This is a genomic window from Actinophytocola sp. (genome assembly GCF_050699915.1).
Lineage (GTDB): Bacteria > Actinomycetota > Actinomycetes > Mycobacteriales > Pseudonocardiaceae > Actinophytocola.
The window spans coordinates 43,118-69,250 of record NZ_JBOHGA010000002.1; the positions used below are offsets into that span (position 1 = coordinate 43,118).

Genomic DNA, 26,133 nt, shown 5'->3' on the forward strand with positions numbered 1-26,133 from the left:
CTCGACGCACCGTAACCCGAGCCGTCGTGTCCCTTCTTGAACAAAACGAGCACTCGTGTGGGCGTCAGGACGCGACGAGGTGGGCGATGGAGTAGGCGCGCCCGCCGGCGGTGGCGAGGCGGAACGCCGTGGCGGCGGCACGGTAGGCGGGGGAGAGCCGGCCCATGACGTCGTGCTCGGCGTCGAGGGTCCAGCCCGTGTCGTCGCCGGGCAGGGACCTGCCGTTGCGGGCGCCGGAGCGGAACGTCACGCCGGTCCTGGTGATGGGGTGTCGGCCGCCGAGTGCCACGTGGGGGTGGAAGTAGTCGGCCAGCACCTCGGTGCCGGCGCCGAACCGTGCGCGGGCGGCGGCGAAGAACGCGGTCACCTCGCCGCGTTCGAGATACATCAGCACGCCTTCGGCGATCACCAGGACCGGCGTGCCGGCGGCGCAGACCCGGACCGGGACGTGGTCGGCCCAGGTCCGCTCGCCGACCGAGGTCGCCACCAGTGTCGTGGGGTCGTCGGGCAGCTCGGCGCGGCGCAGCTCGACGACCGCGGCGACGTCGACGCCGACCCAGGTGACGGTGTCGGGCACCGAGTCACCGAGGCGTTGGCGCCGGGTACACAGCCCGATTCCCGCGGAGACGACCGTCCCGTGTGGATGCCGGCGGCAGAATCGTCCGGCCAGCCCGTCGATCAGCGCCGCCCGCCAGACCGCCCCCGCGACGTCCGTGCGCCCGGTGAGCATCTTCGACGCGGTGGCACCCGCCCGCGCGAGCAGCTCCACGGCGACCGGATCGGCGAACCCGGCCCGCGGCGCGTACTCCACGGCGTGAGCGCGGGCGAAGAGCGGCGAGTACAACGTCGACGCGACCGCGTCCAGCTCCGGCATGTCGGCCACGCTCCCCACTGATCGGTCCACCACGTCAGCCTGCCTGCGCGGGACTGGGTGTTTCACCGGAAGTCGCGGGACCTGTGTGCGGTGTGGAGGTCGAGGGGTTGGAGTTGGTCGGCGTTGAGGCTGGCGGCGCCGGCGTTGTTCTGCAGGACCCCGCGGACGAGCAGGGCGGTGGCTTCGCGGGCGAGGCGGCGGTGGCGGGTCCAGAGGCCGGGGGAGCAGACGATGTTGAGCATGCCGGTCTCGTCCTCGAGGTTGAGGAAGGTGATGCCGCCGGCCGTCGCGGGACGTTGGCGGTGGGTGACCGCGCCGCCGACGAGGATGCGGGTGCCGTCGGGGATCTCGGTGACGGCGGCGGTGGGGACGGCGCCGAGGCGGTCGAGCTGTTCGCGGAGGAACTGGACCGGGTGGTGGTCGGGGGTGATGCCGGTGGCCCAGACGTCGGCCACCGTCAGTTCGATGGCGCTCATGCCGGGCAGGCCGGGGGCGGTGCCGGCGGTGGCGGTGCCGGGCAGGTAGTGCGGGCGGTCGCGGGCGACGGCGCCGGCGGTCCAGAGGGCCTGGCGCCGGTCCGGGCCGAACGCGCTGAACGCGCCCGCGGTGGCGAGTGCCTCGAGCTGGGGTTCGGTGAGGACGGTGCGGCGGCCGACGTCTTCCATGTCGCGGTACGGGCCGTTGGCGCGTTCGTCGACCAACGTCTGCGCGGGGTCGTCGCCGAGGTGGCGGACCGAGCCGAGGCCGAGGCGGACGGCGACGCCGCCGGTGCTGTCCGGGTCGGGTTCGACGGTGGCGTGGGTGAGGCTGGCGTTGATGTCCGGGCCCAGGGTGACCACGCCGTGCCGGCGGGCGTCGGCGACCAGGGACTGCGGTGAGTAGAAGCCCATCGGCTGCGCGCGCAGGAGCCCGGCGCAGAACGCAGCCGGGTGGTACAGCTTCAGGTGCGCGCTGGCGTAGACGATGAGGGCGAAGCTCATCGAGTGGGCCTCGGGGAAGCCGTAGCCGGAGAACGCCTCGACCTGGGTGTAGATCAGGTCCGCCAGCTCGCCGGTGATGCCGTTGGCGGCCGCACCGGCGTAGAAGCGGTCGCGAAGGCGTTCCATCTTGGCGCGGGAGCGTTTGGCGCCCATGGCGCGGCGGAGCTGGTCGGCCTCGGCCGCGGTGAAGTCGGCGACGTCGACGGCCATCTGCATGACCTGTTCCTGGAACAGCGGCACCCCGAGGGTGCGGTCCAGCGCCCCGGCCAGGAGCGGGTGTGCGTGCTCCCAGGGTTCGTCGTTGCGGCGCCGGATGTAGGGATGCACCGAGCCGCCCTGGATCGGGCCCGGCCGGATCAACGCCACCTCCACGACGAGGTCGTAGAACTCCCGCGGCCGCAGCCGGGGCAGCGTGCCGAGCTGGGCGCGACTCTCCACTTGGAACACTCCGACCGCGTCGGCGGCGCAGAGCATGTCGTAGACCTTGGGGTCGGCGAGGTCGAAGTTCGCGATGTCCACGTCGACGCCTTCGTGCTCGGCGACGAGGTCGACGGCGTAGTGGATCGCCGACAGCATGCCGAGGCCGAGTAGGTCGAACTTGACCAGGCCGATCTGGGCGCAGTCGTCCTTGTCCCACTGCAGCACGGTGCGGTCGGCCATTCGGGCGTGCTCGACCGGCACCACTTCGGATACCGGTCGGTCGCAGATGACCATGCCGCCGGAGTGGATGCCGAGGTGTCGGGGTGTGTCGCCGATCTGGTGTGCCAGCGCGAGCACGTCTTGCGGGATGGGGTGCTCCTCGTCGGCGGCGACCTTGGCGACCGGGCCCCAACGGTCGATCTGTTTGGACCAGGTGTCCTGCTGGCCGAGTGAGTAGCCCAGCGCCTTGGCCATGTCGCGGACGGCCGAGCGGGCGCGGTAGGTGACCACGTTGGCGACCTGGGCGGCGTGGCGACGGCCGTGTTTGGCGTAGACGTACTGGATCGCCTCCTCGCGGCGGTCGGACTCGATGTCCACGTCGATGTCCGGCGGGCCGTCGCGCTCGGAGGCGAGGAAGCGCTCGAACAGCAGGCCCCACTTCACGGGGTCGGCGTTGGTGATCCCGAGGGCGTAGCAGACCGCGGAGTTCGCGGCCGAGCCGCGGCCCTGGGCGAGGATGTCGTTGCGGCGGCAGAACTCCACGATGTCCCACACGACCAGGAAGTAGCCGGGAAAGTTCAGCTCCTCGATGATGCCGAGCTCGTGAGCCAGCTGTGTATACGCCTTCGGGTCCGCAGCACGGGGGCCGTAGCGGCGCGCGGCACCCTGGGCGACGAGCTCGCGCAGCCAGGTGATCTCGGTGTGTCCACTCGGGACGGGGAAGGGCGGCAGCTCGGGGGCGACGAGCTTGAGGTCGAACGCGCACTCCAACCCGAGCAGGGCGGCGCGCTGCACAGCACTGGGATGGCGGCGGAAGCGGCGGCTCATCTCCTCCCCGGTCCGCACATAGGCGGTGGGCGCGGGCGGGAGCCAGCCGTCCAGCTCGTCCAGGCTGCGCCGGGCGCGGACCGCGGCGACCGCGGCGGCGAGGTGGCCGTCGGAGGGTTGGGCGTAGTGCACGTTGTTCGACGCGATCACCCCGACGTCGAGATCGTCGGCGATCGCGGCCAGCAGGTCGTTGTGCGTCGTGTCCAGCGGGTAGCCGTGGTCGATCAGCTCCACCATCACGTTCGCCCGCCCGAACCACCCGACCAACCGCCGCAGCCGCGCCCACGCCGCCGCCGGGCCGGACGTGAACAGGGCGCGGCGGACCGCACCCTTGCGGCAGCCGGTGAGCACCACGCTGTGGCCGGCGAGCTCGTCGACGATCTCCTCGACGTCGTAGACCGGCCTGCCCTTCTCCGCGCCGCGCAGGTGGGCGTTGGAGATCACCCGGCACAGCCGCCGATACCCCTCGACCTCCCGGCCGAGCAGCAGCAGGTGTTGCCCTTCCGGGTCGGCGACACCGTTCTGCGGGGCGGACAGGCCGAGGCTGAGCTCGGAGCCGTAGACCGTGCGCATGCCGAGCTCACGGGCGGCGTCGGCGAACCGGACCACCCCGTACATGCCGTCGTGGTCGGTCAGCGCGAGCGCGTCCAACCGCGCCCGGGCGGCCTCCTCGACGAGCTGCTCCGGATGCGAGGCGCCGTCCAGGAAGCTGAAGTTCGAGTGCACGTGCAGCTCGGCGTACGGGACCCGAGGCAGGCCCGAGCACACGTCGTCCCAGTCATGCCGCTCGACCAGGTCCGGCGGCGGACCCGGGTAGCCCTCCCGCTGCCGCGACCACGCCGGCCCGTCCCCGCCATCCCCGGGCGGCGCCTCCACCCGCCCGGACAGCGCCCGCTCCAGCTCCGACCACGACCGCCCGCCGCTGTGAAACCCCACCCGCCGCTCCCGCCCCGGACCACGTCGCCGAGGGGAAGCCAGCGATCGAACATGTGTTCGAAGTATGTGCACGGGCCGACCCGTTCGTCAACACGCCGGTTGCACCGGGGCCGTCGGATGGCTAAAAGGTGACCATGGCCTACGAAACGATCCTCCTCGACGTGACGAGCCCGGTAGCGACGATCACGCTGAACCGGCCGGACCAGCTGAACACGATCGTGCCGCCGATGCCGGAGGAGTTCGAGAACGCCATCACCAGCGCGGTGAACGACAGCTCGGTGAAGGTGATCGTCGTGCGCGGCGCCGGTCGGGCGTTCTGCGCCGGCTACGACTTCGGCGACGGGTTCCACCACTGGGACGACGTCTTCACCACCGACGGCAAATGGGACCCGGGCAAGGACTTCCAGGGCGCCTTCGGCTTCGGGCCGACCCAGCGGTTCATGTCGATGTGGCGGTGCCCCAAGCCGGTGATCGCCCAGGTGCACGGCTGGTGCGTCGGCGGCGGCAGCGACACCGCGCTGTGCGCCGACCTCGTCATCGCGGCCGACGACGCCCAGATCGGCACGCCGTACTCGCGGATGTGGGGCGCCTACCTGTCCGGCATGTGGATCTACCGGCTCGGCCTGACCCGGGCGAAGGAGTACGCGCTCACCGGCAAACCGCTCAGCGGCGCCGAGGCCGCCGACATCGGACTGATCAACAAGGCCGTGCCGTTCGAGGAGCTCGAGGCCGAGGTCGCCGCCACGGCCACCCGACTGGCCAGCATCCCGGCCTCCCAGCTGGCGGCGATGAAGCTGATCGTCAACCAGGCCTACGACAACATGGGCCTGGCCTCCACGCAGACCCTCGGTCCGATCCTGGACGGCCTCATGCGCAACACCCCCGACGCCCACCGGTTCATCGAGCTGGCCGAGACCGACGGCGTCCGCGCCGCGGTCGCCCGCCGCGACGGCCCGTTCGGCGACTACAGCCAGGCCCCGGCCGACGGCAAGCCCGACCCCGGCCACGTCATCGAACCCTGACCTCGGCTCGGGCCGCGGGTGTCACACCGTGATGACGATCTTTCCGTGGGCGTGACCCTCGACCATGTGCTGGATGGCCGCGGGAGTCTCGCTCAGCGGAAAGGTCCGCTCGACGGCCGGCGTGACGGTGCCGGACTCGACGAGCTCGGTGAGCGCGACCAGGTCGCGCGCGTTCTCCGAGCTGGCGAGCATGCGTAGGTTCTGGCCGACGAACAGCGACAGCACGGGCGCCCGGAGGGAGCGGTCGAAGCCGCCGAGCCACCGGCCACCGGTCTCCGACCCGACGATGACCAACGTGCCGTGGGGCGTGAGGGCGCGCCGAAGGTGGGTCAACGAGCGGTGCCCGCCGATGTCGAGGATGACGTCGTAGCGTTGCCCTCGAGAGGTGATGTCCTCGCGCGTGTAGTCGATGACATGGTCGGCGCCGAGGGACCGGACGAGGTCCAGCTTGGCTGTCCGGCACACACCGGTGACCTCCGCGCCGAAGGCCTTGGCGATCTGCACGGCGAACGTCCCCACGCCGCCGGACGCGCCGATGACCAGGACGTGCTGTCCAGCCTGTACTCGCCCGCTGTCGCGAAGGCCCTGTAGGGCGGTGAGAGCGGAGATGGGGGCGGCGGCGGCCTGTTCGTAGCTGAGGTTCTTCGGCTTCGGGGCGATCTTGTGCTGCTTGACGACGGCGTACTCGGCGAAGCTGCCCTCGGCGATGCCGTACACGTCGTCACCCGGCCGCACGGCTGTCACGTCGTTGCCGACGGCCTCGACGCGCCCGGCGAACTCCGCGCCTCGGACGCGTGTCTTGGGTGTCCGAACCCCGTAGCCCGCCAGCCGAAGCGGGTAGGGGAGGCCGGCCATGATGTGCCAGACGCCGCGGTCCACGCCGGCCGCGTGCACCCGCACCAGCACCTCGTCGTCGGCGATCTCGGGCCGGCCGATCTCGGCGAGCCGCAGGACGTCCAGGGCCTCGCCGTACTCGTCCTGGACGATCGCGCGCATCGTCTGCGCCTCGGCCGCGGGTGGTGCCGCCGCCGGTCTGCTGCTCTGCTCGGTACCCATTCTCTCTCACTCCCTTACGTTGTAAGCTTACGTCGTAAGGTACGCTTACACTGTAAGCAAGTCAAGGTGACGAAGGCGGGAGTAGGCGGATGACCGACCCGGGCGCGCAGCGTCGAGGCCGTTTGAACCGGGACCGGGTACTGCGTGCCGCGGTGGCCCTGGCGGACGCGAGTGGGATCGAGTCGCTCACCATGCGCAAGCTGGGCGTGGAGCTGGGTGTCGAGGCGATGTCGCTGTACCGGCACGTGGCCAACAAGGGCGACCTGGTCGACGGCATGATCGACATCGTCTTCGGCGAGATCGACCTACCCGCCGACGGCACCGCCTGGCGCCCGGCCATGCGCGCACGGGCGATCTCGGCCCGCGCGGCCATGTCGCGGCATCGCTGGGCGGTCGGTCGCATGGAGTCCCGCACCACGCCCGGCGCCGCGACACTGCGCCACCACGACGCCGTGCTCGGCATCCTGCGGGCGGCGGGGTTCTCGGTCCCGTTGGCCGCGCACGCCTACTCCGTCCTGGACAGCTACATCTACGGCTTCGCGATCCAGGAGCCGAGCCTTCCCTTCGAAGCCGGAGACGACATGGCGAAGGTGACCCAGGCGATCATGGCGAGGTTCGCCTCCGGCGAGTATCCCCACCTCACCGAGATCGCCGTCGAGCACGTCCTGCAGCCCGGGTACGACTACGGCGACGAGTTCGAGTACGGACTGGACCTCATCCTCGACGGTCTCGAACGAGCGCTCCGCACGAGCTGACCGACGAACCAGGACTGTCAGTCGGGTGAGATCACCAGGCGGAGCAGGTTTCGGAAGGCGTCACGGTCCACTGTGCACTGTTCGGCCGCGAGCCAGCCGCCGACCTCGTGGACGAACCGCTCCGGCGTCATCGACGGGACCTCGCTCGGGTCGTCGCCCACCGTGATCTCGCCCGCGCGGCGGGGATGGAGCAGCAGCACGCCGCGGAGCTCGAGACCCGGAAACCGGGTGCGGTACGCGTCGATCCAGTCCGGCAGCCGGGCCGCGCCGCCGCGGAACCGGTGGCCGTTGCGCAGCAGGTCGCCCTCGTCGTCGACGTCGTAGTGGCCGGGCAGCCACAGCTTCGACTCGACCAGCACCAGCCGGCGGCCGCACAGCACCGCGTGGTCGATGTCGGCGAACACGGAGCCGGTCTCCGCCGCCAGTCCGTGGAAGATCCGGACCCCGGGGATGCGTGCCAGGTACCGGTCGAGCAGCTCCGCGGTGAGTCGCTCGGCCACCTCGTCCACCTCGGCGCCCGGGCCGCCGAACACCACCCGGGTGCCGAACTCCGCGGTGAACTCCCGGTCGACCCTGCTGGCCGCGAGGTGCCGCCGGGCGAGGACCACAAGGGCCGCGGCCGAACCGGCGAGCAGCAGCCACCACACGACCAGCACCGTGACCGGCGGGGAGACCAGCACCTGCACCAGGAGCAGCACGACCCAGCCACCCGCCGCGGCCAGCACCACGGCGCGGTCGGGCCGGGCGGGCGGGAGCAGCGCGGTCCGATCCGTCGCGCGCACCTCGTCCCACCACGCGATCGCGTCGGTGGAGAGGGTGGGCAGCGTAGGGGTGAAGGCGGGGTCCTCCCGGCGCCGCGCGGCTCGCCGGGGCGGCTCGTCCGCGCCGGTGTCGTACCTGCCGTTGTGCCTGTCGCGGTCGTGCTGGTCGCGGTCGTGCTGGTCGTCGTGTCCGCCGTCGTCGTACTCGTCGCGGCGTTCGGGGTCGGTCAGGGTCTCGTACGCCTCGCGCAGGAGTCGGAACGTCCCCGCCGTGCCGCCCGCGTCGGGGTGCATCACCTTGGCGAGCGACCGGTACGCCGACCTGATCTGGGCGGCGGACGCGTTGCGAGCCACCCCGAGGAGCTCGTAGTAGTCGACCCCGCGCACCGCACCGCCCGTCTTCCGCCTGTCGCGCGGGACAGGTTATGCGCCCGACCCGTTCGTGCGTCGTCCGCCCGTCTAGCGACGCCGGTGGGTGTTGAGCCGGGCGGCTTGTCGGGTGAGGTGGTCGCGCTCGGCCAGGTTGGCGGCGTGGTGGGCGGCCTCGGCGTAGAGCCGTGCCGCCGTCGCGAGGTCGCCGTCGCGTTCGTGGAGGTAGGCGGCCACCGCAGTGTGGCGGGGGAGCGAGTCGTCCAGCGCCGCGAGCGCGGCCAGCCCGGCGCGCGGTCCGTCGGCCTCGCCGACGGCGACCGCGCGGTTGAGCCGGACGACCGGGCTGTCGGTCAGCCGGGCGAGCTCGTCGTACCACTCGACGATCTGCACCCAGTCGGTCTCCTCGGCGGTCTGCGCGTCGGCGTGCAGCGCCGCGATGGCGGCCTGGGCCTGGAACTCGCCCAGTCGGTCGCGGACCAGCGCCGCCTGCAGGATCTCGACCCCCTCGGCGATCGACTCGGTGTCCCAGCGGCCGCGGTCCTGCTCGGCGAGCGGCACCAGGCTGCCGTCGGGCGTGGTGCGGGTGGCGCGCCGGGCGTGGTGCAGCAGCATCAGGGCGAGCAACCCGGCCACCTCGGGGTGGTCGATCGCCGCGGCGAGCTGGCGGGTGAGCCGGATGGCCTCGGCGGCGAGGTCGACGTCGCCGGAGTAGCCCTCGTTGAACACCAGGTAGAGGACGCGCAGCACGGTGGCGACGTCGCCGGGCTGGTCGAGCCGCACGCCCGAGACGGTCCGCTTGGCCCGGCTGATGCGCTGCGCCATGGTCGCCTCCGGCACCAGGTAGGCCTGGGCGATCTGGCGGGTGGTCAGCCCGCCGACGGCGCGCAGCGTGAGCGCGACCGCGGACGACGGCGTCAGCGACGGGTGGGCGCACAGGAAGTACAGCTGAAGGGTCTCGTCGGCGTCCGGCGTGGGCCCGGGCGCCGGCTCCTCGTCGACGAGGTCCTCCCGGCGGCGGCGCGCGCCGTCCGCGCGGGTCGCGTCGAGGAACCGGCGCCAGGCCACGGTGACCAGCCAGCCCTTCGGGTCGCGTGGCGGGTCGGCCGGCCAGGTGCGGACCGCCTCGACCAGCGCGTCCTGCACGGCATCCTCCGCCGCCGCGAAGTCGGCTCCGCGGCGGCAGAGGATGCCGAGCACGTTCGGCGTGAGGCTCCGGAGCAGGGCCTCGTCCATCTGGGACGTCACTCCATGATGATGGGCGGCGAGCCGTAGAACGGGCGCAGCTCGAGCCACTCGTGGATCGGCTTCCCGCCCGCGCCCGGCGCCGCGGACAGCTCGCCGGCCAGCTCCACTGCCCGCTCGTAGCTGTCGACGTCGATGATCGTCCAGCCGGCGATGAGATCCTTCGTCTCGGCGAACGGGCCGTCGGTGACCGGCGGGCGACCCTCGCCGTCGAACCGGACGAACGTGCCCTCGGGGGACAGCGCCTGGTGCTCGACGAACTCGCCGGTCTCCTCCAGCCGGGTCGCGAAGTCGCGCATGTACTGCACGTGCGCCGTGATCTCTTCCGGCGTCCACTGTTCCATCGGCACGTCGTTGGCCGCCGCCGGCGCGCCGCGGTAGTGCTTGAGCAGCAGGTACTTGGGCATCGTCTTCTCCTAGATCTGGTTCGACCCATTCTGGTCGCGTTCACCGCGGGGACGGAGCCGGCCGCGGGTTCTCGACATCACCTCACGAGATCGTTTCCGCCAGTTCGACGATGATCCCCGCGGGGCCGCGGACGTAGCAGAGCCAGTAGCTGTCCTCGTACCGGACCAGCTCGCCCACCAGCTCGGCGCCGTGCGGCCGCAGTCGGTCGAGGACGTCGTGGAGGTCGTCCACCGCGAACAGGAGGTGCCGGATGCCGGGCGTGTTCGCCGGCGCGTGTGGGTCGCCGGCCGGACCCGACGGCGCGTGGTACCTGCACAGCTCGAGGCGTGTTCGGGTGTCCGGGACCCGCATCATCGCGATGTCCGACCGGACGCCTTCGAGCCCGTTGATGAGATCCACCACGCGGCCCTCGACCGTCGCCTCGCCCTCCAGCTCGAGCCCGAGCTCGACGAAGAACGCCACCGCGGCCGCGAGGTCGTCGACGACGACGCCGACGTGTTCCATCCCTAGGATCGTCACTGGAGTTCTCCCTCTTCGGATCGTGACAGGACACCCCGGGGACGGAGCTGTGCGCGGCACTTCGACACGGCCGACTGTGACCTGTGCCACAGCGTGCGCGTCAGGCCGTGGTGAAGCCGACCCGGTACAGCTTGCCCGGGAGGTCGGTCACCAGGTACAGCTCGCCGTCGCGGTCCGCGCCGAACGCGTTGACGTACTCGGGGAAGGTGCCGATCGGGGCGGCGCTGTGGGTGCCGTCGCCGTTGGCGCGCAGCCCGTACGCGGTCATGGCGCAGAAGTCGGCCGCGATGTACGTGCCCGCCGCCAGCTCGGCGAACTCCTGCCCGCGGTACACGAGCCCGCCGATCACCGCGCAGCCCTCGACGCCCGAGCGGTAGTGGAACACCGGGGCCGTGTACTCGGCGGCCTCGTCGCAGCGGGTCTCGTCGAAGACGATCGGACCCTCCATGCACGACCAGCCGAAGTTCTCGCCACCATCGCTCGGGCCGATGTGGTCGACCTCCTCGTAGCGGCCCTGCCCGACGTCGGCGATCCACAGTGACCGGTCGGCCTCGTCGAACGCGAACTTCCACGGGTTGCGCAGGCCCCACGCCCAGATCTCCGGCCGCGTGTCCGCGACGCCGACGAACGGGTTGTCCGGCGGTACGCAGTAGGGGAGCGGGTCACAGGCCCGGCTCACGTCGATGCGCAGTATCTTGCCCAGCAACGTGTTCCGGTTCTGTCCGCTGCCGAGCGGGTCGCCGCCGCTGCCGCCGTCGCCGATGCCCAGGTACAGGAAGCCGTCCGGGCCGAACGTGACATGTCCGCCGTTGTGGTTGCCGAACTCCGCGTGCTCCTGGGTGAGCAGCACCTCCTCGGCGCCCGTGGTGAGCGTGACCCGCGACAGGGTCACGGCCGCGTCGGGCTCGCGCGTGTAGACGACGTAGACGGTGTCGCTGTAGGCGAAGTCCGGTGCCAGGGCCAGCCCGAGCAGGCCGCGCTCGGCGTCGGTCTCGTTCACCCGGTCGGTGATGTCGAGCACGGGGGTCGGCGCGAGGCCGGACGTCGGGTCGTACGAACGAATGCGGCCGGGCTTCTCGGTGACCAGCATCCTGCCGTCGGGCAGTCCCACGACCGCGGTGGGGCGGGACAGGTCCGCGGCCACCTCGGTGGTGGTGACCCGCAGCTGTTCCAGCGGAACATCCCGGCCATCCGCGTTGGCGGGGCCTGCGATGGCCGTGGCCGTCGCGACGGCCACGATCGGTGCGATGAGATGGCGACTTCGTCGTCGGAGCATGCCGGGGTCTCCCTCGCGGTCAATGGTCTAGACAACTCATTGAACCACTCCGAGGGCGCGGCAGGTAGTCATCCGCCGACTCTTCGTCGCCGGGCCTAGGCGTTCGCCCGGCGGAGGCGTTCGGCCGCTTGTGGCCGGAGCGGGTCGGCGGGCGGTGGCGTGGTGCCGTGCAGTGCTTCCCACCGGACGTCGTGCGCCGCCGGCCACAGGCTGGCCGCCCACGCGATCTCCTGCTCCGCGGCCGTGAACGAGCGGCCTCGAAGGTCCTGATAGGCCGCCAGGAACGCCTCGGAGCTCTCGACCGGCGGCAGCGCGGGCGGTCCGACCTTGGCGAACGTCCCACTCGCCGCGCCCGCCAGCGCCGCCTCCGGTTGCCACGCCAGGCCGTCCCAGTCGTGCACCGCCCAGATCCGCCGGCCGTGCCAGCGGAGGTTCTGTGCCTCGTAGTCGGAGTAGCCCAGTACGCACGGCAGGCCGGCGGCCAGCAGCCGCCCGCGGGCCCGCTCGGCCGTCTCGACGACGTACGCGGGCACGGCGCTCTGGTCCCGTTCGTCGAGGAAGTCGATCGCCGGCCACAGCCCGGGATCCGTGTGGTCCCAACGCACCCAGCGTGGGTTCGGCAGCGGCGGCGCGACGGTCACGTCGGCCAGCTCGGCCATCAGCCGGGCGAACACCTCCGCGTAGTGCACGGCCACGTCCGGCGAGTCCCCGGGCAACATGTCGCCGCCGGTTCGGGACTGTTCGGCATGGACGGCCAGCGAGCCCACCTCGACCACCGGCGTGAGCGGCCGGGCGCACGGAAACCCGCGCTCGGCCAACCGGGCCTGCGCCGCGACGCAGGAGGTGGCCCGACCGTCGTCGGGGCGGGCCTTGACCACGACGTCCGAGCCGTCGGCCAACCGCAGACCGATCACCATCGAGATCCGCTGGATCCGGAACAGCACGTCGGCGGGCTCGCTACCCAGCTGGTCCAGACACCAGGCCGGCAACCAGTCCGGCAGATCATCCGATGGCACGGAGTCGACTGTGCCAGGTGCGCCGAACGCACCGGAAGCGGCGGTAGGGTGTGCGCGATGGTCACCGAGCTGCCTGTACGCATCGAGTTCACCCTGCCGGACGGCTGGCACCCGGCCCCGCCGGACGAGGTCGGCGCGCCCGGGGTCGCGTTCGTGGCGTTGCATCCGGCGTCGACGAACGGGTTCACCGCGAACATCACGATCGCGGGTGAGCTGCGCGACCCGGCGCTGCCGATGGCGACGATCGCCGACGAGTCGTTGCGCCGCCTCGAGAACGTCGCCGTGTCGGTGCACGCCCGCGATCGCGCGGAGGTCGGCCCGGGCGACGCGCCGGGCATCACCCAGGTGGTGGACATCGAGATGGGCCCGGGCCAGCGGCTCGTGCAGTGCCAGGTCTACCTGTCGATGAACGACGTCCACGACCCGCGTCGGCGCGCGGTGCTCGAGCTGGTGCTGACCTGCAAGCCCAACCAGCTCGACGACGTCCTCGCCGACTTCCAGCGGTTCGTGCAGACGGTCCGGCCCGCCGCCTCGTAGCGCGGCGCGCACCTCGCCTTAGTCCATAGTGGACGGAAGGGCTCGGCGGCCATGTCGGCCGCCGAGCCCTTAGTCGCCGTGTCAGGGGCGATGATCAGAAACCGCCGCCACCGCCGAAGTCGCCTCCTCCGCCGCCGAAGTCTCCGCCACCGCCGCCGCCGAAGTCTCCGCCACCGCCGCCGCCGAAGTCTCCGCCGCCGCCGCCAAAGTCTCCGCCGCCGGTGTCTCCGCCACCGCTGAAGTCGCCGCTGGCGCCCCCGCCGCCAAAGTCTCCGCCGCCGCCGCTGAAGTCCCCACCGCCGGTGTCGCCACCGCCACTGAAGTCGCCGCTGGCGCCGCCGCCACCGGAGTCGCCACCACCGCCACTGAAGTCACCGCTGGCGCCGCCACCGCCGAAGTCGCCACCGCCACCGCCGAAGTCGCCACCGCCGCCGCTGAAGTCGCCGCTGCCGGTGTCGCCGGAGTTGCCACCGTCACCCAGGTCGCCGCTGATGTTGCCGGAGCCGGAGTCAGCCGAACCGTCGAGGCCGTCCGAGCCACCGGACTCGCCCAGATTGTCCGAGCCCTCGGAGCCGCTGATGGTGTCGGAACCGTTGCCACCGTCACCGTTGATACCGCGGGACGCGCCTCCATCCCCGGTCTGGTCCGCCGACGCCTGGTCTGCCGGAGCCTGGTCCGCAGGTGCCTGGTCGGCCGGGGCTTGATCGGCGGGTGCCTGGTCCGCGGGTGCTTGGTCGGCCGGTGCTTCGTCGGCGGGTGCTTGGTCGGCCGGTGCTTGATCGGCGGGTGCTTGGTCGGCCGGTGCTTGATCGGCGGGTGCTTGGTCGGCCGGAGCCTGGTCGGCGGGTGCTTGATCCGCGGGCGCCTGGTCTGCGGGTGCCTGGTCGGCCGGAGCCTGGTCTGCGGGTGCCTGGTCGGCCGGAGCCTGATCGGCCGGTGCCTGGTCCGCAGGCGCCTGGTCGGCCGGGGCCTGCTGCTGGTCGGCCGGAGCCTGCTGGTCCGCCGGAGCCTGTGGCTGCTCGGCAGTCGGCGGCTGCTGGGCCGGTGGCTGCTGGGCGTTCGGCGTGGCCGGGCCGAACGGGTTCAGCGAGTACGCCGCGTCGCGCACGGTCTGGTAGACCTTGACCGGATCCACCGTGACGTTGAAGCCGGCCTTGCCGCCGACTCCGATGGCCAACCCGGCGTCGGCACCGATGGTGAACTTGCCGTCCGGGGTCCGGCCGATCGTCGCGCGACCCTCGAAGCCGAAGCCGGCCTGGAGCTCGCCCGAGACGCCCGCCCGCAGGCCGCCGACGTCGGCGTGCCCTTCGCCGCGAGCCCTCGCGCCGATGAACGCGTTCGCACCCAGGTCCAACCCGTTGGTCCCGAGCGTGCCCTTCAACCCTCCTTCGGCGCCGAGCGACGCCCTCCCGGAGACCCCGAGCTCGGCGGGACCGGCCTGCAACGAGCCCTGTCCGGACACCTCACCGAGGTAGGCCCGGGCGGCGGCCGACGCGTTGAGCCCGCTGTTGTTGACGCTCGCGTTGGCGGACAGCTCGCCGCCGAGAGCCCTGCCCTCGAGCCCGCCGTTGGCCGTGACGCCGCCGCCGAGGTCGGTCGAGCCCTGCGTGCTCCCCTCGAACACGCTGCCCTCGACCTTGGTGCTGCCGAGCGGGGTGTTGAAGTTCGGGGTTCCGGGCGTGGTCCGCGCGGCCAACGCGCCGGTCTGGGAGGCGACCTCCGCTGACTGAACCTGCTGGTCCAGGGGAGTCACCTGCTGACCCGCCGAAGGGGCCTGCTGGTCCGCCGCGGGCGCCTGCTGGTCCGTCGCGACCGGGGCCTGCTGGCTGGCGCCGGCCGGCGCCGTGAGCTGACCACTGTCCGCCGGCGCCGTGACCTGGCCGCTGTTGGCCGGCAGCGTGTTGGCGACGATCGGGCCGTTGCTCGCCGGGGCCGCGTTCGGGGCGAGCTGACCGGTGTTCGTCGGCGTCCCGCTGAGGTCGAAGTCGCTCGTCGGCACCGGGCCCGGCAGGGTCGTCGGCACCGCCCGGACGAGCTCTCCCTGTGCGCTGATCGGGTGGCCGCCGAATGCGTCCCGCTCGGCCAGCTCGGTGGCGTTGTACGCGGCGGCGGTCTGGTTGAACGCCGCGATCGCGGCGTCCTGTTCCTGCGTCGACCGCGCGCTGTGGATGCCGTCGATGTTCCGGCTGAACTGGTCGCGGAAGCCGGCCCGGACATCCTTGTTGTACTGGTCGTTCAGGAAGGACTGGCCCATCTGCGCGTCGATCGCGGCCCTGTCCAGCGTCCGGCGCGTCTCGGCCGGCAACGACGTGGCGCGCAGCGCCTGCGCCGAGTACTGGCTGACGTAGCCCGGCGCCTCCGCCTTGGAGAGCACGTCCCGCATCGCCTCGACCTGCTGCTCGGAGTAGGCGATGTCGGGAACGCTCGTCGCGCCCTGTGCTGAGGGATTCCGCGTCTGCGGCCGGGCGGGTGCGACGGCCGGGACCTGCGCGACCGTGGAGCTCCGGTCGCCGGCCAGCTGGTAACCCTTGGGCAGCGGGGCGCGGTCGGTCTCCAGCGGCTGGGCCGCGGCCTGGGCAGCCGCCCCGAACAACGGGGCCGCCACGCTGGCCGCGAGCGCCACACCGGCGGCTGCCGCCGCCCGCTTGGACAGGTACCGGCGCTGGCGGCGGTTCGGCGGCTCCGCGTCGACCACGGCGACGTTCGAACCGCGGTGGTCGCAGGCAACTCCGCCGGGCGGCCTGATGTCCTCGGCCGGGCCGGGTTCCGCCAACATCTGGCTGGCGAACTGGTCCAGCCACGCCTGGTTGACGTTGTCGGCGCCTCGGTTGGCGTTCATCGAGAGGTCCCTCCATGCTCGGACACGACAGGTCCCCCGGACCGGCTGGATCAGGAAGTCGTCGGGCACTGCGTCGGTGCCAACAGCCGACGCGAAATCCCGGTACGTCGTTAGGTAGTCACCGTTGCACAGGATGTTATGGAGGCGTAATCGACCAGGTCAACGGACCTTCGGCGGAACATTCCTAATTCCGCGCGACGGTCACCAGGGGATGCTGTCGGCCGCGGGGCCGTCGGCGAGGAACCGGCCGGTCGGGCCGTCCGGGCCGAACAGCGCGGCGCGAACCGGCGCCCGGGCACCCTCCTCGACGGTCCGCACGCCGTTCACGCCCGGGCGGTAACCGTTCAGGTCGGTCCCGACCAGTCCCGGGCTGACCGCGTTGACCAGGATTCCCTTGGGACGCAACAGGTTCGCGTACATGACGGTGAGCGCGTTGAGTGCCGCCTTGGACGAGTTGTAGGCCAGCAGCCGGTGGAAGTGCTCTGGGCTGTCCGGGTCGGACAGCAGCGCCAGCGAGCCCAGTGGACTCGACATGTTCACCACCCGCGCGCCGGGCCGCAGCTGCGGGATCGCCGCCCTGGTCACCGTCACCACACCGAACACGTTCACCTCGTACGTGCGCCGCACCTCGTACGCGCCGATCTCCTCCGGCTCCACGCCCCACTCGACGGCGATTCCCGCGTTGTTCACCAGCACGTCCAGCTCGCCCACGGCCTCCAGTGCGGCGTCCACCGACATCTGGTCGGTGACGTCGAGCCGGACGAACCGCCCGCCGACCTCCGCCGCGGCCGCCCGGCCCCGCTCCTCGTCGCGGGCACCGAGCGCCACGGTCATGCCGGTGGCGGCGAGCCGGCGGGCGATCTCCTTGCCGATTCCCTTGTTGGCTCCCGTCACGAGCGCGGTGCGTGCCTGGTTCGTCATGTGCCCAGTGCACCGCCGGCCGGCCACGTTCGGAAGAACCGGCCAGGTGGGGCGGTATACCCTGGAGGTATGGCCGATCTGGAGGTGCGTGAGCTGCGGTACTTCCGGGCGGTCGCGGCCGAGGGAAGCCTGTCCCGCGCGGCAGAGGCGCTCGGCATGGCTCAGCCACCGTTGTCCCGCGCCATCGCGCGGCTGGAGCGCCGGTTGGGCGTGCGACTGCTCGACCGGGACAACCGCGGCATCGTTCTGACGGCCGCGGGCGAGACGCTGCTCGCCGAGGCGGAGCGGGTGCTCGACGCGGTGACCGCCGCGGCGCACCGCACCCGTCGGGCCGCGGGCCGGCCGGGGTTGGTGGTCACCGGCAAGCCGGGCGCGGCGTCGGCGCTGCTCACCACGATCGTCGAGGCGTACCGGGCGACGCCGGGTGCCGTGCCGGTGGAGATCTTGGTCAGCGGCTTCGGCGAACAGGTCGGGCTGGTCCGCACCGGGCAGGCGGACCTCGCCGTCGTCGGCTCGCCGTGGGGTGAGTCCGGTTTGGACAGTGAGCCACTGGTGCACGAGGCGCGGCTGGCCGCGTTCGCCGCCACGCATCCGCTCGCCGCACTCGCCGACCTGTCGGTCGCCGACCTGGCGGGCGAGCCGGTGCCGATGTTCGAGGACGCGACTCCCGAGGAGACGGACTTCTGGTCCGGCCGCGACACGGTGCCCGGCATCGACCGCCCGGCCGGCCCGGTCATCCACGACAGCGCGCAACTGTTGGAGGTGGCGGCGCTCGGCCAGGCCGTGGCGCTGGTGCCGGAGTCGCTTGCCCGCACCCAGCAACGCGCGGACGTGGCCTACCGCCCGATGCGTGACGCGAGCCCGTACGAGCTCGCCATCGCCTGGTCGGCCGGCTCGCGCAACACCCTGCTGCGCGACTTCGTCCGCGTCGCCACCCGAGTCGCCGGCCCGATCGCCGCGTAGCCAAACTTCGCTGCACAAAGTTTATGGACTAGCGTCGTGTCCCATGACGGACAACGAGCTCAGCCAGCTCCTCGCCCTGGCCGAAGCGGGCCGTCGTAGCCGCGTCGTGCCCGCACTGCTGTCCGGCGACCTGGCCCGGACCGAGGCGTTCTACGTCCGTCTCGGCTTCACGGCCGAGTCGGTCGGCGCCGGCCGCCGGGGGTTCGAACGCGACGGGCACTACCTGTTCTTCCACACCGAGCCGCCGCACGGCACGCCCGCCTCTCCCACGATGTCGGGCACGATCTACCTCTTCCCGGAGAGCGTGGACGAGCTGGCGCAGGAGTGGCGCGGCAAGGTCGAGTTCCTGTGGGGTCCGGAGCTCATGCCGTACGGACTGTACGAGTTCGGGATCGCCGACCCGGACGGCTATCTGCTCGCCTTCGCCGAGCGGCGCGCGTGACCACGGCGGACAGCGAGCTCGGTCCGCTCGACGAGGTCGTGCACAGCCCGGTGCGGCTGCGCGTGCTCGCCTACCTCTCGACCGCGGGCCGCACGGGGTTCCCCGAGCTCCGACGCCGGCTCGACACCACCGACGGCAACCTCGCCAGTCACCTGCGCAAGCTCGCCGACGCGGGCTACGTCACGGTCGACAAGCGCGGGACCGGCCGGGCCAGCACCACCCGCGTCACGCTCACCACCGCCGGCCGGGACGCCTTCCTCGCCTACCTCGACACGATGACCCGGCTGGCGAACCGGATCCGCGGCGAGGATTGACGCCTCACGTCGACCGGACGCCGGCGGCCACGAGCCGGTCGGTGAGGTCGGCGAAGGCGGTGGGTTCGAGGTTCGCGAAGCTCATGCGGATCATGCGCCGGTCGTCGGGCAGGAACGCCGTGCCGGGGATGGCGAGCAGGTCGTGGCGGACGATGAGGTCGGCGACCACGTCGCCGGTCGGCCGGTCGGGGAAGGGGTGGCGCACCCAGCCGAAGTAGGCGCCGTGGGTGACGAGCTCGAAGCCGCCCGGTGCCCCGGCCATGGTCGACGCGAACGCCTTCGCCTTCTCGGCCACCTCCCGCGCCCGCTCGCGCCGCCACGTCCCGGCCCGGGTCAGTCCGGCCCACGCGGCCTCCTGGCTGATGCGCGGCGCGCAGATGGCCACGCAGTCGGCGAGCTTGGCGATCTGCCGGATCAGCGCCGGCGAGGCGACCAGGGCGCCGGCGCGGTAGCCGGGAATCGCGAGGTCCTTGGAGAAGCTGTGCAGGCTGATCACGGTGTCGCGCCACCGCGGCCGCGTGAACAGGGCGTGTGCCGGCTCGGTGGTGTCCCGGAAGCTGCGGTAGGTCTCGTCGACGATCAGCGCGAGACCACGGCTCGCCGCGAGCGTGGCGAAGGCGGCGAGCGTGTCCGGCGCGATGGTGACGCCGCTCGGGTTGCCCGGTGAGACCAGCAGGATCGCCTTGGTGCGGCTGGTGATCGCGGCCTTCGCTGCCGGCACGCTCGGCTGGTGGTCGGGCCCCGGCTCCACGTAGACCGGCTCGAACCCTTGGAGCTTCAACCACATGTCGTGGTTGAAGTAGTAGGGCAGCGCGACGACGAACTCGTCGCCCGGGTCGGCCAGCGCGGATGCCGTCAGACAGAACGCCTGGTTGCACCCGGCGGTGACGAGGACGTCGGCCGGGTCGACGTCGCCCGGGTAGCCGGCGCGCAGGTCGGCGGCGAACGCCTCGCGCAGCCGGGGCAGCCCCTCGATCGCCACGTACCCGCCGCTGTCCGTGCGCTGCGCGATCTCCGCGACGTGTTGGCGCAGCTCCGGCGCCGGCGGGTAGCTCGGCGCGGCCTGCGCCATGTCCAGCAGCGGCCGGCGGCCCGCCCGCCGGTCGAGCAGCGCGTAGGTGGTTCGGATCGGCGAGTCGATCTGCGCGGCGGTGCGTCGGTTCGGCTGCATGCGTCAGTTGTTGGACCGAGCGAGCTCGGCCGCCCGCCCGAGGATGACGTCGTAGATCGACGGATCGTCGGCGTCGATGACCGGGAAGCCAACGCCGAACTCGCCGTTGACCCAGCGCACCCGCACGCCGGGGTTGGCGTAGTTCGAGCGGTCGGCGAGGAAGACGTGCGGGCTGCAGTTCACCCGGTCCTCCCGCGCGGCCTCGAACTGGGCGATGACGTCGGCGCGCGCCAGCCCGCGGTCGAGTCTTCCAGTGAGATCGGCGACGTCGACGATGCCGGTCTCCCCGGCGATGTCGAGGATCTCGTGACGCAGGCTGATGCAGCGGTGCCGCACCCAGAACGCGCGCCGCAGCGCGCGGTCCAACTCCTCGCTGGCCCGGAGGCTCTGCGCCTTGGCGGCCTGCACCGCCTCGAGCGCCGGCAGCATCGTCACCGGGTAGCGCCAGTCCGGGCCCTGCCACAGCCGCCAGCCGGCGTCCGGCTCGAGCGCCCCGACCACCGCGACCTCGGAGTCGACTCCCGGGCGCTCGTTCACCGTCCGGTTGAACAGCTCGAGCGGAAACGCCCGATGATCGAACCCGACCACGTCGGCCAACCCGAGCCGGTGGCGCGCCTCGTGCAGCCGGTGCACGGCGAGGTGCGCGAACGAGCAGTTCAGGTCCGAGAACACCACGAGCGTGTCCGGACGCACCGGCAGCCGCGGATCGTCGGCGGCCACCGCGGCGAGGTCGATCGAAACAGTCATCTCCTCCGACTCCAGATCGGCGGCTCGGTCACCGATAACGTAGTGGCTGGCCGGACAATGGCACCAATGGAGTGACGCATGACCGAGCACCGCAATGAGATCAATATTGGTGGCGACGTCGGCGGCAACTTCGTGGTCGGGAACAACAACAATGTCGGCGTGCCTTCCGTGCCGCACAGTTCCAGCACGCCCGCCGCGCTCAGGTTGTTCGTCAGCTACCGAATCAATGACAGCGTCTACGCGACGGCGGGGATCGCCGACCGGCTGGCTCGGCATTTCGGGCGCGAGAACGTCTTCCGCGACCGCGACACGTTGGCGTTGGGTGCGATGTATCCGACGTCGATTCGGCGTGCGCTCGAACGGTGTGACACCGTCCTGGCGGTCATCGGGTCGGCTTGGCTGGAGATCCGGGACAGCTCCGGGCAACGCTGCCTCGACAACCCTCGGGACTGGGTCCGCACGGAACTGCGCATGGCGTTCGAACGCGGCATCCCGGTCGTTCCCGTGCTGTTGGACGACACACCGCTGCCGGACCCCTCCCGGCTGCCCGACGACCTCGCGCCGTTGACCCTGTGCACCTTCTGGCAGGTGCGGCACCAGAGCTTCGACTCCGACGTCCGAGGGCTGATCGACGGCCTGACCCCGGGCCGGAACCCCTCGCGTCCGACCTAGCTCCGGCCGCCATCCGCGGTCGCGGCTCGTTCGCCGACGTTGTTGTGCGAGCCCGCGACGAAGTTGCCGCCGACGTTCCCGCCGATGTTGACGTTGTTGTTGACGACCGTGGCCGCCTGCGCGTCGAACGAGGCGGGCGAGAACCCGGCCGCACGCATCATGCGGCTCACCGCCAAGATCAGCCGACCCTTCATCATCTTCTGGTAGCGGTCGATGTCGGCGAACTGGAAGTAGTTGTCCTCGATCGGCGCCGAGGCCAGTTCGCGCAGGCTCGCCGAGACGCCGTAGCTGGTGGAGCTCACCACGCCGAGGTGCTGGCGCGCCGCGCGGATGAACGTGAACGTGTGCGCCAACCGACCCGGAATGCTGGCGGGCAGCCGAAGCAGGTCGGCCACCGCGCCCAGGAGGGGGCGCCACAACGAGCGGGACATCGTGTCGATCTCGCGGTACTCCTTCTTGATCGGCAGCAGGACACACGGCGTCCACTCGACGTACAGGGCGTCCTGGCCGACCGCGACGTGCACGAACACCGACAGCACGAGATCGCGGTCCCACGTCTCGACCTCGTAGCACTGGTAGTACCTGGCCCACTCCACCGGCTCGACCTTGATCGACTGCACGCGGCCGGGCCGAAGCAGGTTGAACGGCGCGACGCCGGGCTGGTCGAGGAAGTCCGCGGCGGACGGTTCCTCGAGGTGGTCGATGAGCTCGTCCGCGGAGACGATCACCATCTCGCCGATGCCGAGATCGCCGAGCCGCCGGCCCGGCGCCAGCGTGACCGCGTCGCGGAGTGACTCGATCTCCTTGCGGATCGCGGCATACAGCGTGTCGGTGGTCAGCTCGGCCGTGGGTCGGGTGCCGGGCAGCCGCTCCAGCGGCACCGCGATCGACCACGGTTTCTCCGGCATGCCGGCGCCCACGAAGGGCACATAGTCCCGATAGACGAGCAGGGGTGCCGGTTCGGCGTGCGTCGGCATCGAGAACTCGTGCGGCGGCGGCGCGGCGATGGTGGCCCGCGAGTCGACGTAGCGCCGGAGCTGGGTCACGAAGAGGGTGGGGCTGTACTGGTAGATGTTGCGGTTGTGGATGCGCGCCAGCGGGGCGGTGCGCCGGTTCGGCCAGAACCGTTCGTTGAGGTGCCTCCACACCACGAGCCGGTCGGCCAGGAACACGGCGAGCAGCGCCGCGACCCCCAATCCCGTGAGGACGATGTCGGCGATCACCTCGTTCCTGGTGGCCACCGGTTCGTAGTAGTAGTCCGACGACGTACCGAGTCCGGACAGCATGTTCTCGATCTCGGGCCAGAGGATCACGAACAGGACGACGATCCCGACTCCGCCCGCCACGTACAGCGCGGGTTTGGCCGAAAGTCCTCCCTTCCGTACCGCCCCGGCCATGGCGGGCACGCTCAGGACGGCAGCGACCACGAGCCACATCGCCAGCAGTTCGACGGAGACGAAGAACAGCAACCCGATCAGCAGCGCGATCACGGCGAGGTCGCGGAGCTTGCGCCGGGTGCGGGCCGCGACCGCCTCGCCCAGCACGGCCGCTGCGTCGACCCCGGCCGATGGGGGAATCGGGCGGGTGCTCTCGACGAGAAACTCGCGGATCGCGTCGTTCGCGAAGTCCTTGTCCAGGTGAGCCGCCGCGCACAGGTAGCGCGTGGTGTCGTCTCGGAGCGCGTCCGGCGGTGCCGCGTGGCGCTTTCCGTTGCCGTACACCGCGTGACTGATGGCAGGCGGCGTTCCCTGCGTTGTCATGTGCTGCCTCACGGAGTCGCGTTGTCGAGCATGACGTCGAGGATCTCCTGTGCCTGGGGCCACTGGTCGACCGGCGCGGAGACGTAGACGAAGTAGTCGTAGCCCTGGGAGAGCCAGTAGATCGACCGCACGTGCCGGCGCACGTCGCCCTGCGGGTCGTACTCGAACTCCCAGTCCACGGCGGACATCCCACGCACGGTCGACCGGTCCAGATGGACGAGGTCGTAGCCGGACCGGTTCGCGGCGAAGTCCTGTTCGTAGTCCGCGTGAACCTGGAACGTGTCCAGCTCCGTCGTCGCGGAGCCGCCGTAGCGCAGCAGTATCGACGCACCCGTCGGGTCATCGGCCTGCATGGCGCCGGGGCCGGTCGCGCGTTTGGTCGGCCAACCACTCGGCACATACGTGGTCATTCCACCGGGCCCCGTGACTTGCTGGAATGCGTCGAGCGGGCTCTCCGTCGTGTACTCCTCGGCCGTGTCGGTCTCGGTGTACGTCTCGAAAGTTTCCGTCTCGGTGTACACATCCGGCTCGGCGTAGGTTTCCGTTCCCGCGTCGAACGGAAAGGCCGACTCTGCTTCGCTCGGTGGCATTTCCCGCACCAGAAGCAGCGCGGTCACCACCGCGCCACAGACCACGGTGATCACACCCGCGGCCGCGAGTGCGAGCGTGCGCGAGCTCGGTTGCGGATTCACATCGCCTGGGATCGTGAGTGCGTCGAGGGTTGTTTCAGGAATTCCCGGATATCACCCGCTGGGGCGTTGTGGCCAAATTCTGGACATCGCTGCGGGGAAAGATCTTCTGGTGATCTCGACGCGGTGCCGACGCGCCGCTGAGCGCGGCCCGCCGGGGAACATCGTCACCAGAGGGTGACCCGCGCGTGCCGCCGGACTGGCAGGATTTGCCGGTCGACTACCGCTTTGGGGGCAACTCATGACCGACACCTCGGGACCGGACGACCGGACGCCTGACCAGCAAGGACAGCAAGGGTCGTACGGCCCGCCGATGCCACCCGTACCCGCCGGGCAGCAGGCGGGGGACCAGCCGGGCGTGATACCGCTGCGGCCGCTGACCGTCGGCGAGATCCTGAACGGGGCGGTCTCCACGATGCGCCGCAACCCGGGGCTGATGCTCGGTGTGGCCGCGGTCGTGGTGACGATCACCCAGCTGGTCGGCCTCGCCGTGTCCTACCAACTGCTCGAGGACGTCAGCCGCGCGGTCGAGGACGGCGGGACCCTCACGACGACTGAGTTGGGGAGCCTGCTCGGCAACACGCTGGCCGTCGCGGGAATCGCGATGGTGCTGGCGCTCGTCTCCCGCGTCTTCCTGGCCGGGTTCTTCACCCAGGTGGTGGCGACCGCCGTGGTCGGCCGGCGGGCGAGCTTCGGCGAGGTCTGGGTCCGGGTACGCCCACGCCTGTTGCCGCTGCTCGGCCTGACCCTCGTCTATCCCGCCGTGGCGATCGCCGCCGGCCTGGTCCTGGTCCTGGTCGGGCTGGCGGTACCGGCGCTCGCGGTGATCCTGGGCATCGCGTGCTTCTTCGTCGGCATCTGGCTGCTGGTCCTGTTCTCGCTCGCCACTCCCGCGCTGGTGCTGGAGAACGTCGGCGTCGGGACGGCGTTCGGCCGGTCGCGACGCCTGGTCGACGGGTCGTGGTGGCGGATCTTCGGCATCACGCTGCTCGGCTGGCTCATCGCGATCGTCGTCACCTGGGTCATCACGCTCCCGTTCGAGGCCGCCGGCGGCGGTGGCTTCTCCATGACGGCCGCCCCGGACACGCTGACCGCGGGCTACCTGGTCCTGTCGACGATCGGCGGCATCGTCGCCAGCACGATCATCGAACCCTTCGTCGCCGCGATCACCGTGCTGCTCTACACCGACCAGCGCATCCGCCGCGAGGGCATGGCGACCGAACTGGCCGCTGCCGCCGCCCCACCACAGGACCGGTGACGACGGCGGGTCACTAGGCTCGCGGTGTGGGGAGTCTGGGGGAGGCGCGGGACCGGCTGGCCGCGTTCGGCGACGAGATGGTCCGGATCCACGACTGGCTCCGCGGCGAGCTGAGTCGGCTCGGGGACGAGGTCGATGCTCACCTGCTCGGCGGTGGCGAGCGCCCGCGGAACCTCAGGGCGCACTGCCTGTCGTTCTGCGCCGCGGTGACCAAGCATCACCGCGGCGAGGACGACGGCGCCTTTCCCTTGCTGGTAAAGGAGTTTCCGGAGCTTCGTCCCTTGGTCGAGAAGATGGCGCAGGACCACGTGATGGTCAGCGGGCTCCTCGAGAGCCTGCGGCGCGTCGTCGCGGACATTCCCGCTGTACCGGACGAGGCGACCGCGAGGCGAATCCAGGGCGAGCTCGGTGGTCTGAACGCCATCCTCGAGTCGCATTTCTCCTTCGAGGAGCGGCGGATCGTGGACGCGCTGAACTCGCTGCCCGCCGACTCCGGCACCACCGAGGGCCTGTTCGGAATCACGCCGCCTGGTTGACCGGCAGGAAGCCGGCCGGTCACTCGGTGGCTGCTGGGTCGTTCCAGCCGGAGGCGAACCATTCGACCGCGCCGGTCGCCGGGTCGTACAAGCGCCGCTCGATGGTGCCGATGTTGGCTCCGTAGACGTGGATCCCGACGGTGGGGATGTCGCCGACGGCCGCTACGGAGTGGACGTCGTCGTCGGTCGTGCAGCACACGGTGACCTGTCCGCGCTCGAACACCTCCTCGCCGGCCGGCGTGAGGGGTCGGCCCGCCTCGGCGGCCGTGGGTTTGGCGTAGCGGTGCTCGCGTTCGGCTCCCGAGTAGATGCCGACGACGCCCCACGTCTCGTGTCCGTGCACAGGGGTGCGCTGACCGACGTTCCAGACGACGGCGGCCATCGACCAGCTGTCGTCGGGGGCGATGTAGAGCGGGTAGTTGACATGGTGCTCGGCCGCCGGCCGGGTCAGCTCGGGCGGGAGCCGGTAGTCGCCGGCCAGTAGGGCTGCCAACCGCTCCGCGACCAGCTTGGTGATCTCGTGCTCGTCGTGGGTGGTGTCGACCAGGCGGGCCACGTCGTCGATGAAGGTCTGCAGTGCGCCATCAGGTTTCATGGTGA

The 26,133-nt window shown here is 71.4% G+C and carries 25 protein-coding genes; 9 read left to right on the top strand and 16 right to left on the bottom strand.

Annotated features, from left to right (window positions below):
* Nucleotides 1-64: 64 nt before the first annotated feature.
* Nucleotides 65-904 (bottom strand): class I SAM-dependent methyltransferase, encoded by an 840-nt coding sequence (locus ACRDSK_RS00830; protein ID WP_431437877.1) that lies wholly within the window; start codon nt 902-904, stop codon nt 65-67.
* Between the two features lie 32 nt (nt 905-936).
* Nucleotides 937-4,257: an error-prone DNA polymerase gene (locus tag ACRDSK_RS00835; RefSeq protein ID WP_431437879.1), complete on the bottom strand. Its 3,321-nt coding sequence runs from the start codon at nt 4,255-4,257 to the stop codon at nt 937-939.
* A gap of 134 nt (nt 4,258-4,391) precedes the next feature.
* Between ACRDSK_RS00835 and ACRDSK_RS00840 the strand changes: the two genes are divergently transcribed.
* The gene (locus tag ACRDSK_RS00840) at nt 4,392-5,279 is read left to right on the top strand and encodes a crotonase/enoyl-CoA hydratase family protein (RefSeq protein ID WP_431437881.1); all 888 of its coding nucleotides are present in this window, start codon (nt 4,392-4,394) and stop codon (nt 5,277-5,279) included.
* Between the two features lie 21 nt (nt 5,280-5,300).
* Here the strand turns inward: ACRDSK_RS00840 and ACRDSK_RS00845 are convergent, their stop codons facing one another.
* A complete protein-coding gene (locus ACRDSK_RS00845) occupies nt 5,301-6,275 on the bottom strand; it encodes an NAD(P)-dependent alcohol dehydrogenase (protein WP_431437913.1) in 975 nt (324 codons plus the stop codon).
* 149 nt (nt 6,276-6,424) lie between these two features.
* Between ACRDSK_RS00845 and ACRDSK_RS00850 the strand changes: the two genes are divergently transcribed.
* Nucleotides 6,425-7,090 carry a TetR/AcrR family transcriptional regulator gene (locus ACRDSK_RS00850; RefSeq protein WP_431437882.1) on the top strand — a complete coding sequence of 222 codons (666 nt, stop codon included), beginning with the start codon at nt 6,425-6,427 and terminating at the stop codon, nt 7,088-7,090.
* A 17-nt stretch (nt 7,091-7,107) separates the two neighbouring features.
* On the opposite strand, the gene ACRDSK_RS00855 is transcribed toward ACRDSK_RS00850, so the two are convergent.
* The 6 genes from ACRDSK_RS00855 to ACRDSK_RS00880 all read right to left on the bottom strand — a co-directional run bounded on the left by ACRDSK_RS00855 (nt 7,108) and on the right by ACRDSK_RS00880 (nt 12,684).
* Nucleotides 7,108-8,238, bottom strand: coding sequence for a DnaJ domain-containing protein (locus ACRDSK_RS00855; protein WP_431437883.1), 1,131 nt, complete (start codon nt 8,236-8,238; stop codon nt 7,108-7,110).
* A 72-nt stretch (nt 8,239-8,310) separates the two neighbouring features.
* The gene (locus ACRDSK_RS00860) at nt 8,311-9,456 is read right to left on the bottom strand and encodes an RNA polymerase sigma factor (protein ID WP_431437914.1); all 1,146 of its coding nucleotides are present in this window, start codon (nt 9,454-9,456) and stop codon (nt 8,311-8,313) included.
* An 8-nt stretch (nt 9,457-9,464) separates the two neighbouring features.
* Nucleotides 9,465-9,872 (bottom strand): YciI family protein, encoded by a 408-nt coding sequence (locus ACRDSK_RS00865; protein ID WP_431437884.1) that lies wholly within the window; start codon nt 9,870-9,872, stop codon nt 9,465-9,467.
* A gap of 82 nt (nt 9,873-9,954) precedes the next feature.
* On the bottom strand, nt 9,955-10,377 hold the full coding sequence (locus tag ACRDSK_RS00870; protein ID WP_431437915.1) for a VOC family protein: 423 nt from the start codon (nt 10,375-10,377) through the stop codon (nt 9,955-9,957).
* Nucleotides 10,378-10,492: 115 nt separating this feature from the next.
* Nucleotides 10,493-11,668, bottom strand: a complete 1,176-nt coding sequence (locus ACRDSK_RS00875) for a PQQ-dependent sugar dehydrogenase (protein WP_431437885.1) — start codon at nt 11,666-11,668, stop codon at nt 10,493-10,495.
* 95 nt (nt 11,669-11,763) lie between these two features.
* Nucleotides 11,764-12,684: a hypothetical protein gene (locus ACRDSK_RS00880; protein ID WP_431437887.1), complete on the bottom strand. Its 921-nt coding sequence runs from the start codon at nt 12,682-12,684 to the stop codon at nt 11,764-11,766.
* A 57-nt stretch (nt 12,685-12,741) separates the two neighbouring features.
* Between ACRDSK_RS00880 and ACRDSK_RS00885 the strand changes: the two genes are divergently transcribed.
* The gene (locus ACRDSK_RS00885; protein WP_431437888.1) at nt 12,742-13,221 is read left to right on the top strand and encodes a hypothetical protein; all 480 of its coding nucleotides are present in this window, start codon (nt 12,742-12,744) and stop codon (nt 13,219-13,221) included.
* Nucleotides 13,222-13,315: 94 nt separating this feature from the next.
* On the opposite strand, the gene ACRDSK_RS00890 is transcribed toward ACRDSK_RS00885, so the two are convergent.
* Together ACRDSK_RS00890 and ACRDSK_RS00895 are read right to left on the bottom strand one after the other, a co-directional pair.
* Nucleotides 13,316-16,060 (bottom strand): hypothetical protein, encoded by a 2,745-nt coding sequence (locus ACRDSK_RS00890; RefSeq protein WP_431437890.1) that lies wholly within the window; start codon nt 16,058-16,060, stop codon nt 13,316-13,318.
* 201 nt (nt 16,061-16,261) lie between these two features.
* On the bottom strand, nt 16,262-16,981 hold the full coding sequence (locus tag ACRDSK_RS00895) for an SDR family NAD(P)-dependent oxidoreductase (protein ID WP_431437891.1): 720 nt from the start codon (nt 16,979-16,981) through the stop codon (nt 16,262-16,264).
* Nucleotides 16,982-17,050: 69 nt separating this feature from the next.
* On the opposite strand from ACRDSK_RS00895, the gene ACRDSK_RS00900 reads away from it, so the two are divergent.
* Genes ACRDSK_RS00900 through ACRDSK_RS00910 form a run of 3 tightly spaced genes read left to right on the top strand, consistent with a single transcriptional unit; the run spans nt 17,051 to nt 18,700 of the window.
* A complete protein-coding gene (locus ACRDSK_RS00900) occupies nt 17,051-17,944 on the top strand; it encodes a LysR family transcriptional regulator (RefSeq protein WP_431437892.1) in 894 nt (297 codons plus the stop codon).
* 43 nt (nt 17,945-17,987) lie between these two features.
* Complete coding sequence (locus tag ACRDSK_RS00905) at nt 17,988-18,386, top strand: VOC family protein (RefSeq protein WP_431437893.1); 399 nt, start codon at nt 17,988-17,990, stop codon at nt 18,384-18,386.
* Nucleotides 18,383-18,700 (top strand): transcriptional regulator, encoded by a 318-nt coding sequence (locus ACRDSK_RS00910; RefSeq protein WP_431437894.1) that lies wholly within the window; start codon nt 18,383-18,385, stop codon nt 18,698-18,700. Before ACRDSK_RS00905 ends, ACRDSK_RS00910 begins: the two co-directional genes overlap by 4 nt.
* 4 nt (nt 18,701-18,704) lie before the next feature.
* On the opposite strand, the gene ACRDSK_RS00915 is transcribed toward ACRDSK_RS00910, so the two are convergent.
* Both ACRDSK_RS00915 and ACRDSK_RS00920 read right to left on the bottom strand, forming a co-directional pair.
* Nucleotides 18,705-19,871: an aminotransferase gene (locus ACRDSK_RS00915; RefSeq protein ID WP_431437895.1), complete on the bottom strand. Its 1,167-nt coding sequence runs from the start codon at nt 19,869-19,871 to the stop codon at nt 18,705-18,707.
* Between the two features lie 3 nt (nt 19,872-19,874).
* Complete coding sequence (locus tag ACRDSK_RS00920; protein ID WP_431437896.1) at nt 19,875-20,618, bottom strand: DsbA family oxidoreductase; 744 nt, start codon at nt 20,616-20,618, stop codon at nt 19,875-19,877.
* 78 nt (nt 20,619-20,696) lie between these two features.
* On the opposite strand from ACRDSK_RS00920, the gene ACRDSK_RS00925 reads away from it, so the two are divergent.
* The gene (locus ACRDSK_RS00925) at nt 20,697-21,290 is read left to right on the top strand and encodes a toll/interleukin-1 receptor domain-containing protein (protein WP_431437898.1); all 594 of its coding nucleotides are present in this window, start codon (nt 20,697-20,699) and stop codon (nt 21,288-21,290) included.
* On the opposite strand, the gene ACRDSK_RS00930 is transcribed toward ACRDSK_RS00925, so the two are convergent.
* Both ACRDSK_RS00930 and ACRDSK_RS00935 read right to left on the bottom strand, forming a co-directional pair.
* On the bottom strand, nt 21,287-23,050 hold the full coding sequence (locus ACRDSK_RS00930) for a hypothetical protein (protein ID WP_431437899.1): 1,764 nt from the start codon (nt 23,048-23,050) through the stop codon (nt 21,287-21,289). The two genes, ACRDSK_RS00925 and ACRDSK_RS00930, sit on opposite strands and share 4 nt — an antisense overlap.
* A gap of 8 nt (nt 23,051-23,058) precedes the next feature.
* The gene (locus ACRDSK_RS00935) at nt 23,059-23,742 is read right to left on the bottom strand and encodes a hypothetical protein (protein ID WP_431437900.1); all 684 of its coding nucleotides are present in this window, start codon (nt 23,740-23,742) and stop codon (nt 23,059-23,061) included.
* Nucleotides 23,743-24,052: 310 nt separating this feature from the next.
* On the opposite strand from ACRDSK_RS00935, the gene ACRDSK_RS00940 reads away from it, so the two are divergent.
* Nucleotides 24,053-24,997, top strand: a complete 945-nt coding sequence (locus ACRDSK_RS00940) for a hypothetical protein (RefSeq protein WP_431437901.1) — start codon at nt 24,053-24,055, stop codon at nt 24,995-24,997.
* Between the two features lie 26 nt (nt 24,998-25,023).
* On the top strand, nt 25,024-25,533 hold the full coding sequence (locus ACRDSK_RS00945; protein WP_431437902.1) for a hemerythrin domain-containing protein: 510 nt from the start codon (nt 25,024-25,026) through the stop codon (nt 25,531-25,533).
* Between the two features lie 19 nt (nt 25,534-25,552).
* On the opposite strand, the gene ACRDSK_RS00950 is transcribed toward ACRDSK_RS00945, so the two are convergent.
* A complete protein-coding gene (locus ACRDSK_RS00950; RefSeq protein WP_431437903.1) occupies nt 25,553-26,128 on the bottom strand; it encodes a hypothetical protein in 576 nt (191 codons plus the stop codon).
* Between the last annotated feature and the right edge of the window lie 5 nt (nt 26,129-26,133).